14 protein-coding genes are annotated in these 12,968 nt (G+C 72.0%); 8 read left to right on the forward strand and 6 right to left on the reverse strand.

Annotated features, from left to right (window positions below):
* Positions 1–49: 49 nt before the first annotated feature.
* Positions 50–580 (reverse strand): cysteine hydrolase family protein, encoded by a 531-nt coding sequence (locus AB0G02_RS06825; RefSeq protein ID WP_360790435.1) that lies wholly within the window; start codon positions 578–580, stop codon positions 50–52.
* Positions 581–652: 72 nt separating this feature from the next.
* Between AB0G02_RS06825 and AB0G02_RS06830 the strand changes: the two genes are divergently transcribed.
* On the forward strand, positions 653–1,603 hold the full coding sequence (locus tag AB0G02_RS06830) for a helix-turn-helix domain-containing protein (RefSeq protein ID WP_360790438.1): 951 nt from the start codon (positions 653–655) through the stop codon (positions 1,601–1,603).
* Positions 1,604–1,618: 15 nt separating this feature from the next.
* Here the strand turns inward: AB0G02_RS06830 and AB0G02_RS06835 are convergent, their stop codons facing one another.
* The gene (locus AB0G02_RS06835; protein ID WP_360790441.1) at positions 1,619–2,365 is read right to left on the reverse strand and encodes a hypothetical protein; all 747 of its coding nucleotides are present in this window, start codon (positions 2,363–2,365) and stop codon (positions 1,619–1,621) included.
* Positions 2,366–2,421: 56 nt separating this feature from the next.
* On the opposite strand from AB0G02_RS06835, the gene AB0G02_RS06840 reads away from it, so the two are divergent.
* Complete coding sequence (locus AB0G02_RS06840; RefSeq protein ID WP_360790444.1) at positions 2,422–3,195, forward strand: enoyl-CoA hydratase-related protein; 774 nt, start codon at positions 2,422–2,424, stop codon at positions 3,193–3,195.
* A 37-nt stretch (positions 3,196–3,232) separates the two neighbouring features.
* Here AB0G02_RS06840 and AB0G02_RS06845 read toward each other — a convergent pair whose 3' ends face one another.
* The 4 genes from AB0G02_RS06845 to AB0G02_RS06860 form a co-directional block, all read right to left on the reverse strand.
* Complete coding sequence (locus AB0G02_RS06845) at positions 3,233–3,574, reverse strand: DoxX family protein (RefSeq protein WP_360790447.1); 342 nt, start codon at positions 3,572–3,574, stop codon at positions 3,233–3,235.
* Between the two features lie 73 nt (positions 3,575–3,647).
* The gene (locus AB0G02_RS06850; RefSeq protein ID WP_360790449.1) at positions 3,648–4,169 is read right to left on the reverse strand and encodes a GNAT family N-acetyltransferase; all 522 of its coding nucleotides are present in this window, start codon (positions 4,167–4,169) and stop codon (positions 3,648–3,650) included.
* Positions 4,166–4,702: an NUDIX hydrolase gene (locus AB0G02_RS06855; RefSeq protein WP_360790452.1), complete on the reverse strand. Its 537-nt coding sequence runs from the start codon at positions 4,700–4,702 to the stop codon at positions 4,166–4,168. Before AB0G02_RS06855 ends, AB0G02_RS06850 begins: the two co-directional genes overlap by 4 nt.
* A gap of 2 nt (positions 4,703–4,704) precedes the next feature.
* A complete protein-coding gene (locus AB0G02_RS06860; protein WP_360790454.1) occupies positions 4,705–6,117 on the reverse strand; it encodes an amino acid permease in 1,413 nt (470 codons plus the stop codon).
* A gap of 56 nt (positions 6,118–6,173) precedes the next feature.
* On the opposite strand from AB0G02_RS06860, the gene nucS reads away from it, so the two are divergent.
* The 6 genes from nucS (at position 6,174) to AB0G02_RS06890 (ending at position 12,616) form a co-directional block, all read left to right on the forward strand.
* Positions 6,174–6,833: an endonuclease NucS gene (gene nucS / locus AB0G02_RS06865; RefSeq protein ID WP_360790457.1), complete on the forward strand. Its 660-nt coding sequence runs from the start codon at positions 6,174–6,176 to the stop codon at positions 6,831–6,833.
* Between the two features lie 338 nt (positions 6,834–7,171).
* Positions 7,172–7,582: a hypothetical protein gene (locus AB0G02_RS06870; protein WP_360790462.1), complete on the forward strand. Its 411-nt coding sequence runs from the start codon at positions 7,172–7,174 to the stop codon at positions 7,580–7,582.
* A 174-nt stretch (positions 7,583–7,756) separates the two neighbouring features.
* Complete coding sequence (locus AB0G02_RS06875; RefSeq protein WP_360790465.1) at positions 7,757–9,442, forward strand: sodium:solute symporter family protein; 1,686 nt, start codon at positions 7,757–7,759, stop codon at positions 9,440–9,442.
* An 11-nt stretch (positions 9,443–9,453) separates the two neighbouring features.
* Positions 9,454–9,762, forward strand: a complete 309-nt coding sequence (locus AB0G02_RS06880; protein ID WP_360790467.1) for a hypothetical protein — start codon at positions 9,454–9,456, stop codon at positions 9,760–9,762.
* Positions 9,763–10,035: 273 nt separating this feature from the next.
* Positions 10,036–11,031, forward strand: coding sequence for a DUF3558 family protein (locus AB0G02_RS06885; RefSeq protein ID WP_360790470.1), 996 nt, complete (start codon positions 10,036–10,038; stop codon positions 11,029–11,031).
* 79 nt (positions 11,032–11,110) lie between these two features.
* On the forward strand, positions 11,111–12,616 hold the full coding sequence (locus AB0G02_RS06890) for an aldehyde dehydrogenase family protein (RefSeq protein ID WP_360790473.1): 1,506 nt from the start codon (positions 11,111–11,113) through the stop codon (positions 12,614–12,616).
* Positions 12,617–12,968 lie beyond the last annotated feature (352 nt).

A 12,968-nucleotide genomic window follows, 5' to 3' on the forward strand; every position in this document is an offset into this window, starting at 1 on the left:
TCGGTGAGGGGGAGAGGGCCGGGCCTCGGGCGGAGCGGACGTCCGGGGGTCAGGTGAGGCGGACCAGGTCGTCGGTGGTGACGATCTCGGCGAAGCCGCCGCCGCGCAGGTTCGTCGCGGTGGCCCGGGTCAGCTCGTCGGCGGTCAGGTCCTCCAGGTCGAACGTGAAGGTGGCGTCCAGCACGACCTTGACGCGGTAGCCGAGGTTGCCGCCCATCCGGGCGGTCGTCTCCACGCACATGTTCGTCTGGATGCCCGCGAGCACGATGTCGGTGATGTGGCGTGCCTTCAGCCACGCGTCCAGGTCGACCTCCCCGAGGAACGCCGAGTTGACCTCCTTGGCGAACACCAGGTCGGGGACGGCGCGGTCGAGCTCGGGCTTGAACCGGTTGCCGTCCTGGCCGGGGCGCAGCGGCGAGCCCGGCTTGGTCGAGTCGTGCCGGACGAGCACCAGCGGTCCGGTCCAGGAGTCGAGCAGGCGGGCGGTGTTGGCCTCGGCGTCGGGGTTGTTGCGCTTGCCCCAGACCGGGTCGTCGAAGCCGCGCTGCACGTCGATGAGGATCAAGGCGGTGGTGGTCATGGCACGAAGTCTGCGGCGGTGGCCGGCTCCGGCGTGAGTGGCAGATCCAGCGCGCTGGGGTACTTTCCTGCCATGCGCACGGTGGGTGTCCTGCTGCTGCCGGGTAGTCGGATGTTCGACGTCTCGGTGGTGAGCGAGGTGTGGGGCGTGGACCGCGTCGACTCCGGGATCGGGCCGTTCGCGCTGCGGCTGTGCGCCCCGGGACGGGCGACGACGCCGGTGCGGCCGGTGGGCGCCATCCCGGCCACCCACGGGCTGTCCGGCCTGCGGGACTGCGACCTGGTGCTCGTGCCCGGTCGGGAGGACCCGCTCGCGCCCGTGCCGGCCTCGGCGGTGCGCGCGCTGCGGTCGTTCCCCGGCACGGTGGCCGCGTTGTGCTCGGGCGCGTTCACCCTGGCGGCGGCGGGGATGCTCGACGGGCGTGAGGCGACCACGCACTGGCGGCTGCTCGACGCGCTGGAGGCCGCCGCACCCCGGACCCGCGTGGTCCGCGACGTCCTGTTCGCCGACGAGGGCGAGGTCCTGACGTCGGCGGGCGTGGTCGGCGGCCTCGACCTGTGCCTGCACCTGGTGCGGCGGGCGCACGGCGCGGACGTCGCCGCCGCGCTGGCCCGCCGCCTGGTGATGCCCCCGACCCGGGAGGGCGGCCAACGGCAGTACGTGGACCCGCCGCTGCCGTCCCGGCCGGCGCGCACCGGCATCGCGTCCACAGTGGACTGGGCGGTGGGGCGCCTCGGCTCGTCGATCGGCGTGGCCGACCTGGCGGGTCACTCCGGGATGAGCGAGCGCACCTTCCACCGGGCGTTCCTGGCCGCGACCGGCAGCACCCCCGGCCGGTGGTTGCAGGTGCAGCGGGTGCGGTTGGCGCAACGCCTGCTGGAGACCACCGACCTGCCGGTGCACCGGGTGGCCGAACGCGCGGGACTGGGCACGCCGACGAACCTGCGCCGCCGCCTGCGCGCGGAGCTCGGCGTGACGCCCGACGCCTACCGCCGCACGTTCCGCGTGCCCGCCGCTCCCTGACCCGTTCCGGCGCTGTCAGGACTTCGTCACGTGGACGACGCGGTGCTCCTCGTCCATGAGCAGCCGCGCGCCCAGCGGCTCCGTCAGCTTCACGGTGTACGACTTGGTGCCGCGGAGGATCGCGGCGTGGACGCAGGTGCCGCCACCCCCGCTGACCGTCCGCAGGCGGACCTCCACCACCGTCGGCCGCTCGGTCACCACGGCCTCGGTCACGGCCGGCGCCTCGCCGGGGCACGGCGGCGACGGCTCGGGGAACCGCACCCGGAGCTCCAGCCCGTCCGAGGTGGTGGCGCCGAACGTCATGCGGCTCTGCTCGGCCCCCTTCCAGAACGCCTCGGGCGTGACCGCGGGCCACATGCGGTCGCTGCCCCACGCCGTGCGGAACTTCCACACGGGCAGCTCCAGCGGCCCCCGGTCGGTCAGGTACGCCGCCGTGCTCAGCTCCGCGCTCACCAACTCCTGTGGCGGCCCCTCCCGGCCGCCCTCCGACATGGCGTCCACCGCGGCGCCCACGTCGATCAGCGGCAGCGTCGCCGGACCGCCGGGCAGCGGCACGGACGCCGGTCCCGGCGGGCTGAACAGCACGATCGGGCGAGGGGTCGCGGTCACCGGGAAGTCGCCGGGCTGGGGCGGCGCGTACTGCGCGGGCAGGTGGGTGGGCGCGGTCGGGTCGGATCCGACCGACAGCGTCGATGCGGCCGTCGCGGCGCACCCGGCCGTCACCAGCGCCCCGACGACCACGGCCAAGCGTGTGAGTCCCATGGCTGTTACACGGCGGCGGGACGGCACGCGGTTGCCCGGCCGGTTACGGTCGGGACATGTCCGAATACCAGCACATCCGCGTCGACCGCACGGATGACGTCGTGCGCATCACCATGGACCGCGCCGCACGGCGCAACTCGCTGTCCGCCGAGCACCTGGCGGAGCTGCTCACCGCGTTCCGCGAGGTCGCCGCGTCCGACGCGGTGGGTGTGGTGCTCGCGGGCGAGGGGCCGGTGTTCTCCGCCGGGCACGACTTCGCCGACGTGTCCGCGCGCGACCTGGAGGGCGTGCGCGAGCTGCTGACGTTGTGCACGGACCTGATGCGGACCATCGAGTCCGTGCCGCAGGTGGTGGTCGCCCGCGTGCACGGCCTGGCCACGGCGGCCGGATGCCAGCTCGTGGCGTCGTGCGACCTGGCGGTGGCGGCCGAGGAGGCAGGTTTCGCCCTGCCCGGCGGCAAGGGCGGCTGGTTCTGCCACACCCCCGCGGTGCCGGTGGCGCGTGCGGTGGGCCGCAAGCGCCTGATGGAGATGGCGCTGACCGGCGACACCGTCGACGCGCGCACCGCCGAGCAGTGGGGTCTGGTGAACCGCGTCGTGCCGCTGGCCGAGCTGGACGACGCGGTGGACGACCTGGTGCGCCGGGCCACCCGCGGCAGCCGGGCGAGCAAGGCGCTGGGCAAGCAGACGATCTACGCCCAGCTGGACCGGCCGGAGGCCGACGCCTACGCCATCGCGGTGGAGGTGATGGCGGCGGCGTCCCAGACCCCGGCGGCCAAGGAGGGCATGTCCTCGTTCCTGGAGAAGCGCCCGGCCGCCTGGACCGACTAGGGCGTGTCCTGCGGATCGGTCGGGCGGACGCGGGGACTCAGGCGAGCGCCAGGGACGTCGCGGCCAGGGCGAGGAAGGCGCCGGGGACCGCGACGTTGTGCCAGACCCCGGCCCGCGCGTGGGCGACGATCGCGCCTGCGAAGAACACCACCAGCCCGATCGCCGCCGCGACCCCGACGACGTGCGCCCCGAGCAGCCCGAGGAGCAGTCCGGCGGCGCCGGCGGCCTTCAGCGCGCCCAGGACGGGCACCCACGACGGCGGCACGTCGACCGCCGCCGCGTTGGCCAGGACGAAGTCGGCCTTGACCAGGTCGGCGGCGGCGACACCGGCGTTGGCCAGGATCGTGAGGACGGTGACGACGACGTGGGCGGTGGACATGACCCCTCCGGGCGTGCGCTGGGCGAGCGGACCTGCTCACCCGACGCGCGGGCGGCCCGGAAGGTGACCGCCGTCAGCCCAACCGCTTGTAGAACAACGTCGTCGGCCGCAGTTCACCGTCGGGGTCGGCGGCGTAGTCGGGGATGACGCCCGCCTCCGTCCACCCCGCCCGCCGGTAGAGCCGCTCGGCCACCGAACCCGTCTGCGTGTCCAGCACGAGCAGCGTCGCGCCGCGCTCGGCGGCACCCCGTTCGGCCACGTCCAGCAGCGCGCGGCCCAGTCCCGCGCCGCGGGCGTCCCGGCGCACGATCAGCTTGGCCACCTCGGCCCGGTGCGCGCCGTTGGCCGTGTCGGTGAACCGCACCTGGACCGTGCCCAGCACCTGCCCGCCGTCCCGCGCGACCCACAGCGCCAGCCCGCCGTTGGCGACCGGCGCGGCCTTGGCCCGCCACCACTTCAGCGCCTGCACGCGCGACAGCGGCTTGACGAACCCGACCGACGCGCCACCGTCCACGGCGTCGGCCGTCACGTCGGTCAGCGCGTCGGCGCACGCCAGCAGCTGGGAGGAGGTCAACTCCACGATCTCGGTGGTCACGACCGCCCGCGCTCGTGCAGCAGGAGCAGGGTGTAGGCGGCGATCGACTGGGCGTCGGTGATCTCGCCGCGCGCGACCATCGCCTCGAACTCCGCGCGCGGGAACCACGCGGAGCGCATGTCCTGCTCCTCGTGCTCCCGCTCGTGGAAGCCCTCCGTCAGCTCGGTGGCCAGGAACACCCGCCCGCGCTGGCTCGACATGCCCGGCGCGACGTCGAGCAGGCCCAGCTCCACCAGCCTGCCCGCCCGCAGCCCCGTCTCCTCCCGCAGTTCGCGCTCGGCCAGCACCAGCGGGTCCTCGGCGGCGAGCTCCGGCGCGGTGCCCTGCGGGAACTCCCACCGCCGCATCCCCAGCGGGTAGCGGAACTGCTCGACCAGCCGCAACCGCTCGCCGTCCATGGGGATCACCAGCGCGTAGTCGGGCTTGTCGACCACGCCGTAGATGCCGCTGGTCCCGTCCGCCCGCTCGATGGCGTCCTCCCGGACCACCATCCACTGGTTCGCGTACACCTCACGCGATCCGAGGGTCTCCACGATCACTCTCCCTGTGCCGAATGCCCGGGGTCGGTCTGCGACCGGGCCAGTTCCGATCGCCGCCGCCCGTAGGCGAAGTACACCACCAAACCCGCGGCCGACCAGATGCCGAAGGCCAGCCACGTGGCCGGCGCGAGGCCCGCCACCAGCAGCAGGCACATGCCCAGACCCAGCAGCGGCACCACCGGCACCCCCGGCGCGCGGAACCCGCGCGGCAGGTCCGGCCGCGTGCGCCGCAACACCAGCACACCCACGTTGACCAGGCTGAACGCCACCAGCGTCCCGATGCTCGTGGCCTCGGCCAACTGCCCGAGCGGCACCAGCGCGGCCAGCGCCGCGACCACCACGCCGACCACCACCGTGTTCACCGTCGGCACCCGCTTCGCGCCGACCCGGGCGAACACCCGGGGCACCAGGCCGTCCCGCGCCATGGCCACCAGCACCCGCGTCTGTCCGTACAGGACGGTCAACACCACCGAGGCGATCGCGATCACCGCGCCCGCCGACAGCACGGTCGCGGGCCACCCCGACCCGGTGACCTGCTGGAGCACCGCGGCCAGCGACGCGTCCGAACCGGCCAGCGCGTCCGCGCCCACCGCGGCGACGGCGGTGAACGCCACCAGCACGTACACCACCGTGACGACGACCAGCGAGATGACGATGGCGCGGGGCAGGTCCCGTTGCGGGTTGCGCGCCTCCTCACCGGCGGTCGAAGCGGCGTCGAACCCGATGAAGGAGAAGAACACCAGCGACGCCGCACCCACCAGGCCGCCGACGCCGTGCGGCGCGAACGGCGCGAGGTTCGCGCTGCGGAACCCGAACACCGCCACCACCACGAAGAACACCAGCACCGCCACCTTGAGCAGCGTGGTCACCGTGGTGATCACGGCGCTCTCCTTCACGCCGTTCAGCAGCACGGCCGTGGCCAGCAGCACGACCACCGCCGCGGGCAGGTTCACCACGTCCCCCGACAGCGACGCGGGGAGCTGGAACCCGAGCGTGGCGTCCAGGAACGCGTTGAGGTAGCCGCTCCACCCCACCGCGACCGCCGCCACCGACACCCCGTACTCCAGCAGCAGGCACCACCCGCAGACCCACGCGACCAGCTCGCCGAGCGTGGCGTAGGCGTAGGAGTAGGCCGACCCGGACACCGGCACCGCGCCCGCCAGCTCGGCGTAGGACAGCGCGGAGAACAGCGCGGCCAGCGCCGCCACGGCGAACGACGCGGTGACCGCGGGCCCGGCCACCGGCGCGGCCTGGCCGAGGACGACGAAGATGCCGGTGCCGAGCGTGGCGCCCACCGACAGCGCCACCAGCGGCAACAAGCCGAGGCTGCGGCGCAGGGACGTGTGCGCGCCCTCGTCGGTGATCCGGTCGACGGGCTTGGTGCGCAGGAGCTGCCGCAGCGGTGACACGTCGGCCGACGGTACCTGTCGCCGGATCGGGGCACACACCCCGTAGCCTGTCGGCCGTGCGCCTCGTCATCGCTCGCTGCCAGGTCGACTACGTCGGACGCCTCACCGCCCACCTGCCCATGGCGCAGAGGCTGCTGCTGATCAAGGCGGACGGCTCGGTGTCGATCCACTCCGACGACCGCGCGTACAAGCCGCTGAACTGGATGAGCCCGCCGTGCTGGCTGATCGAGGACCCGGACCTGTGGGTCGTGCAGAACAAGGCCGGCGAGAAGCTGATCATCACCCTGGCCGAGGTGCTGCACGACTCCAAGCACGAGCTCGGCCCGGAACCCGGCCTGGTCAAGGACGGCGTCGAGGCCGACCTGCAGAAGCTGCTGGCCGAGCACGTGACGACGCTGGGCGACGGCTGGACCCTGGTCCGCCGCGAGTTCCCGACCCCGATCGGCCCGGTCGACCTGATGTGCCGTGACGCGAAGGGCGGTTCGGTCGCGGTCGAGATCAAGCGCCGGGGCGAGATCGACGGCGTCGAGCAGCTGACCCGCTACCTCGAACTGCTCAACCGCGACCCGTTGATCGCACCGGTCAAGGGCGTGTTCGCGGCGCAGCAGATCAAGCCCCAGGCGCGCACCCTCGCGGAGGACCGCGGCATCCGCTGCGTCGTGCTGGACTACGACGCGCTGCGCGGCATCGAGTCGGACGAGTTCCGCCTGTTCTGAGCTGTCCGGTTGATCGTGCCGCGCCGCTGATCACGCTGGAGCGGGCCGTCGCTCCCAGCGGCAGGACCGGGTCGTGGTCGTGACCGACGAGCAGGTGGGCGACGGCGACGTGCACCGCGCACCGCCCGACCACGTGCCGTCGGTTCCGGTCGCGTGTGCGGTGGTGGGCTGTGCGGCGGCTTGGCGGTTCTGGTTGCGTGTGCGGTGGGAGTGATCGGTGGCACGGCTCGCCGCCGGGCCGCACTTCGCGGGTCGGCGGTAAGCCGTTCGGGCGCGTGGCAGGCCGGATTCCGCGATATACGCTGACTTCCCCCGTCGACGGGCCTGGGAGGCGCGCGGTGCGAAGACGAAGACCCGGTCCACCTGTCCTGGTCCTGATCTCCCTCGCGGTGGCGGGCTGTGCGGCGCAGGCGCCCGTCGTGCCGTCCCTCGTGCCGCCCGCCGTCACGGCGGTCAGCTCCACCGCCGCCCCCGTCCCCGCCGCGCAGCTCGCGGCACACCCCCACTCCGGCCACGCCGGCGGTGAGGTCCGGCTCAGCGGCGAGGGCTACCCCGCACACGGTCGGGTGGTGTTCACCTTCCACGGCCGGCAGGTCGGGGACACCACCGCGGACGCGGTCGGTCGGTTCGTCGAGGTCGCCGTGCACGTCCCCGACTCCTTCGGCGACGCGGCCCCTGGCACGCAGTTCACCATCGGCGGCACCTCCGGGCCCGTCTACGCGGAGACACCGTTCGTGCTCACCCCGTGACGAGCCCCGGCCGCCCACCGGCACCCGCGACGCGCTCACCTGAGGTTTAGCCCGGGGTAGTTCAAACCGGCGGAGAGCGCCGAGGTGCATTACCGTCGACATGATCGGCTGTGCGGTAGTGCGCGGTAATGCGCGATGGTGTTCGGGGTTGTTCGATCAGGGAGGTGGGCGGAGGTGCCCGTACTGGCCCAGGTGGACCTCAGGCTTGATGCCGGTCCATTGGACTACACCCTGCTGGCGGTCTACTTCGTGGTCGTCCTCGGCATCGGCTTCCTGGCCCGCCGATCCGTCTCGTCCAGCCTCGACTTCCTGCTGTCCGGCCGGTCGCTGCCGGCGTGGGTGACGGGCCTGGCCTTCATCTCCGCCAACCTCGGCGCGATCGAGCTGCTCGGCATGGCGGCCAACGGCGCGCAGTACGGCATGGCGACCGTGCACTACTACTGGATCGGCGCGATCCCGGCCATGGTGTTCCTCGGCCTGGTGATGATGCCGTTCTACTACGGCTCGAAGGTCCGCAGCGTCCCCGAGTTCCTCCGCCGCCGCTTCGGCAAGGGCGCGCACCTGGTCAACGCCATCAGCTTCGCCGTCGCCCAGGTGCTGATCGCGGGCGTGAACCTGTACGCGCTGGCGTTCCTGCTCAACCTCATGCTCGGCTGGCCGATCCCGTTCTCGGTGGTCGCCGCCGCGCTGATCGTCCTCGCCTACACCACGCTGGGCGGCCTGTCCGCCGCCATCTACAACGAGGTGCTGCAGTTCTTCGTGATCGTCGCCGCGCTGCTGCCGCTGACCATCGTCGGCCTGCACAAGGTCGGCGGCTGGCAGGGCCTGGTCGACAAGGTCACCGCGGGCCCGGGTGGTTCGGAGAACCTGTCCGCGTGGCCCGCGACCGAGCTGACCGGCATCCAGAACCCGGTGCTCAGCGTCATCGGCATCGTCTTCGGCCTGGGCTTCGTGCTCTCGTTCGGCTACTGGACGACGAACTTCGCCGAGGTGCAGCGCGCGCTGTCGGCCAAGAGCATGTCGGCGGCCCGGCGCACGCCGATCATCGGCGCGTACCCCAAGACGCTGATCCCGTTCGTGATCATCATCCCGGGCATCATCGCGGCGCTCGTGGTGCCGGAGATGGCGGCGCTCAAGGCCGGTGACGACAGCGGCGGCGTGGTCTACAACAACGCGCTGCCCGCGCTGATCGGTGAGCTGCTGCCCAACGGCATGCTCGGCATCGCGATCACGGGTCTGCTGGCGTCGTTCATGGCGGGCGTCGCGGCGAACGTGTCGTCGTTCAACACGGTGTTCACGTACGACCTGTGGCAGGACTACATCAAGAAGGACAAGCCGGACGAGTACTACCTGCGGGTCGGTCGGCTGGCCACGATCGGCGGCACGGTGGTCGCCGTCGGCACGGCGTTCCTGGCGGCCGGCTACGGCAACATCATGGACTACATCCAGGCGTTGTTCTCGTTCTTCAACGCGCCGCTGTTCGCCACGTTCATCCTGGCGATGTTCTGGAAGCGGATGTCGGCGGCGGCGGGCTGGGCGGGCCTGGTCGCGGGCACGGTCGCGGCGGTGGCGGTGTTCGTCCTCGCGGAGACCGGCGTGCTGGACCTGCCGGGCCAGGGCGCGAGCTTCCTCGGCGCCGGCGTGGCGTTCGTGGTGGACATCCTGGTCAGCGTGGCCGTCACCTCGGTGACCCGGCCGGTGCCGGAGGAACGGTTGGTCGGGCTGGTCTACAGCCTGACGCCGAAGCAGGACCGGAAGCACTCCACCACGGGTGACGACGCCGGGTGGTACCGCTCGCCCCTGCTGCTCGGCATCGGCGTGCTGGTGCTGACCTTCGTGCTCAACATCATCTTCGGCTGAGGGAGGTCGTCGTGGCGCACAAGGCCGGTCTGTTCGACCTGCGACTGGTGATCGCGGTGCTGTTCGGCATCTACGGCGTGGTGCTGCTCGTGGTCGGTCTCGGTTTCACCGACGACGCCGACCTGGCCAGGGCGGACGGCCTCAACATCAACCTGTGGTCCGGCGTGGGCATGATCGTGCTGTCGGCGGTGTTCGCCGCCTGGGCGACGCTGCGGCCGGTCATCGTGCCCGACCCCGAGGCCGGGGAGGGCGCCGGCACGGGGCCGGACACCGGCACGGGATCGGGCACGGGGTCGGGCACGGGTACCAAGAGGTCCTGAGCGGGCGCCTCGGGCGGGCGTCCGCCAGGGCGGGCCGTCAGCGCTTCGGGTAGACCGGGTTGAAGGCCTCGACAGTCCAGGTGTCGAGCCAGCGGACGGCGCGTCGGATGCGGTAGCGCACTCGATGGTCCTTTCGTTGGTTCGTCGGGGTTCACCGGGTACAGCGCGTCGATCTTCTGAATCGTTCCCGAAGGCCGCCGTGAGGACCGCCACGTGAGGACGGACACAGGGTTCGTGCCACGAATGGCGCAGCCGGTCGCTACCGTGCACCTCGTGCCCCGTCTCGTCGCCGTGTTGAGCTTGATCCTGCTGCTGGCCGGCTGTGCCGGGGCGGATCTCGCCAAGCAGAGGTTCCCGCGCACCACCATCCCGGCCGACGCCGAGAACGTCTCCGACCCGAGCGGGACGAGCCAGGCGCCGCCGCCGACCGACGGCAGGCCGGTCGACCCGGCGTTCGCGGCGGACAAGCTGCGGCTCACCGACCCGTGCGAGCTGCTGGACGAGGACGTGCTCAAGCGGCTCGGCACGCCCGGCGACCGGTCGCGCAGCGGGTTCAGCCGGTGCTCGAACTTCATGAAGGACAAGGCCGGCAAGGACCTCGCGGTCACCGTCGAGATCGGCCAGACCATGACCACCGAGATCAAGAAGGCCGACAAGCAGCTCGCCGGCCTGCGCAGCTACGAGCAGGTGCTGGAGAACAGCGCGTGCTTCGTCTCGGTGATCACGCAGGACGAGCCGGGCCTCGGCATCACCGTGCAGATCGGCTACGAGGACGGCGACGCGTGCGCGCCCGGCCGCGAGGTGGCCACGTCGGTGGTCGAGCAGATCAAGGCGCGCGCGGCGACCAGGACGCCCCCGAAGGGCTCGCTGATCACCCTCGACCCGTGCGTCCTGCCGGACAAGGCGGCGGTCGACGCGGCGACGGGCGCCGATTACCGTATGTACCCGTACGGGCTGCACAACTGCGGGTGGGTCGGGAAGGACCGCGAGCTGTCGCTGGCGTTCCGCGAGACCTTCATCCCCGACAACCGCAAGTTCGACGACGGGCAGACCGAGGTCGACCTGGGCGGTGGCGTGAAGGCCTACCAGGTGTCCAACAGCACGTCCTTCCCGTCGTGCGAGGTCAAGTGGGTGCAGCGGGTCGGGGACGACCACGAGGGCGAGCTCGTCGAGGTCAAGTCGGCCGGGCCGAAGGGCACCGACTTCGACCGCTGCGCGACCGCCGTGACCTTCGCGAAGACCGTCGTGGGCAAGATCCCGAAGGGCTGAACGGGGGCTGACATCACCCCGTGTTACCCGTTACTGTCCAGTAACACCCCCGCGTTCGTGCTTGTGCTTGGAGGGCTCGATGACGCAGACCGCTCCCCCCACTCCTGCGCGGGCCGACGACGAGAAGCGGCGGTTCGCGTCGCTGGACCCCCGCACGGGCGAGGTCATCGCCCATCACCCGGTGGCGTCGGAGGACGACGTCCGGGAAGCCGTGCGGGTGGCGCGGGACGCGTCGGTGTTCTGGTCCGGGCTCGGCTTCGACGGCCGGGGCGCGCGGCTGGACGCGTGGCGCAAGCTGCTGCTCAAGCGGTTGGACGAGTTCCAGACGCTGATCAGCGCGGAGACCGGCAAGTCCGCTGACGACGCGCGGACCGAGCTGGCCCTGGTCATCGACCACCTGCACTGGGCGGCCAAGCACGCGCCGAAGGTGCTCGGCAAGCGCAAGATCTCGCCCGGCATGCTCATGTACAACCACGCGGCGTCGCTGGAGTACCGGCCGCTGGGCGTCGTCGGCGTGATCGGGCCGTGGAACTACCCGGCGTTCACGCCGATGGGCTCGATCGCGTACGCGCTGGCGGCGGGCAACGCGGTGGTGTTCAAGCCGTCGGAGTTCACGCCGGGTGTGGGCGTCTTCCTGGCGTCGACGTTCGGCGAGGTGGTGCCCGAGTTCCCGGTGCTGCAGGTGGTGACCGGGTTCGGCGAGACCGGCGCGGCGCTGTGCACGTCCGGCGTGGACAAGCTGGCGTTCACCGGCTCGACGCCCACGGGCAAGAAGGTGATGGCCGCGTGCGCCGCGTCGTTGACGCCGGTGCTGGTGGAGTGCGGCGGCAAGGACCCGCTGATCGTGGCCGAGGACGCCGACGTGAAGGCGGCGGCGGACGGCGCGGTGTGGGGCGGGATCTTCAACTCCGGGCAGACGTGCGCCGGGGTGGAGCGGGTGTACGTGGCCGATGCGGTGTACGACGAGTTCGTCGGCTTGGTGGTGGAGAAGGCGCGGAAGCTGCGGCCCGGCGGTGAGGCGGACGCCCACTTCGGGCCGATCACCATGCCCAAGCAGGTCGACGTCATCCACGCCCACGTCGCGGACGCGTTGGAGCGCGGCGGGCGGGCGGTGGTGGGCGGGTTGGAGTCGATCCGGCCGCCGTACGTGGAGCCCGTGGTGCTGGTGGACGTGCCGGACGACGCGCTCGCGGTGACCGATGAGACGTTCGGGCCGACGCTGGTCGTGACTCGGGTGGCGGACGGGGACGAGGCCGTGCGGCGGGCCAACGCGTCGGTCTACGGGCTCGGGGCGTCCGTCTACTCGCGAGGGCGGGGCGAGGAGCTGGCGGACCGGTTGAGGTGCGGGATGGTGTCGATCAACTCGGTGCTGGCGTACGCGTCCGTGCCCGGGTTGCCGTTCGGCGGCGTGGGCGCGTCCGGGTTCGGGCGGATCCACGGCGAGGACGGGTTGCGGGAGTTCACCTACGCGCACTCGGTCACGCGGAAGCGGTTCGGGGCGCTGCTCAACCCGATGACCTACGACCGGGGGAGCCGGACGATCCGGCACGTGGTGCGCCTGGTGCGCGTCCTCTACGGCCGCTGACCGTCCCGCCGCGCGTGTCCTACGTTCACGTCAGGCGTGTCCTACGTTGAGAACGCGCGTGTCCTACGTTCAGAACGTGCGTGTCCTACGTTCAGGTCGTGTGTGTCCTACGTTGGCGTGCGCTGAGTTGAGCGTTCAGGACGGTGGAGCGCGAGAGTCCTACGTTCAGAGCGCGAGAGTCCTACGTTGGTGGCGCGAGAGTCCTACGTTCAGAGCACGTGAGTTCAACGCACAGAGCATGTGAGTTCGACGTTCGGCGTGTGGTGGGTCCTGGTCGGCTCGATTTGACATGGGGCCCTTACGGGCACCCCAGGCAGGCCAAAGCCGGCAGGCCCAGCGGGGTAAAGCGTCC

The sequence above is a fragment of the Actinosynnema sp. NPDC023658 genome (genome assembly GCF_040639995.1).
Classification (GTDB): Bacteria; Actinomycetota; Actinomycetes; order Mycobacteriales; family Pseudonocardiaceae; genus Actinosynnema.

Excerpts from the sequence above, each read along its gene's own strand:
- AB0G02_RS06830 (WP_360790438.1), top strand. The coding sequence starts at position 653 with ATGCGCACGGTGGGTGTCCTGCTGCTGCCGGGTAGTCGGATGTTCGAC.
- AB0G02_RS06890 (WP_360790473.1), top strand. The coding sequence starts at position 11,111 with ATGACGCAGACCGCTCCCCCCACTCCTGCGCGGGCCGACGACGAGAAG.
- AB0G02_RS06845 (WP_360790447.1), bottom strand. The coding sequence starts at position 3,574 with ATGTCCACCGCCCACGTCGTCGTCACCGTCCTCACGATCCTGGCCAAC.
- AB0G02_RS06840 (WP_360790444.1), top strand. The coding sequence starts at position 2,422 with ATGTCCGAATACCAGCACATCCGCGTCGACCGCACGGATGACGTCGTG.
- AB0G02_RS06825 (WP_360790435.1), bottom strand. The coding sequence starts at position 580 with ATGACCACCACCGCCTTGATCCTCATCGACGTGCAGCGCGGCTTCGAC.
- AB0G02_RS06835 (WP_360790441.1), bottom strand. The coding sequence starts at position 2,365 with ATGGGACTCACACGCTTGGCCGTGGTCGTCGGGGCGCTGGTGACGGCC.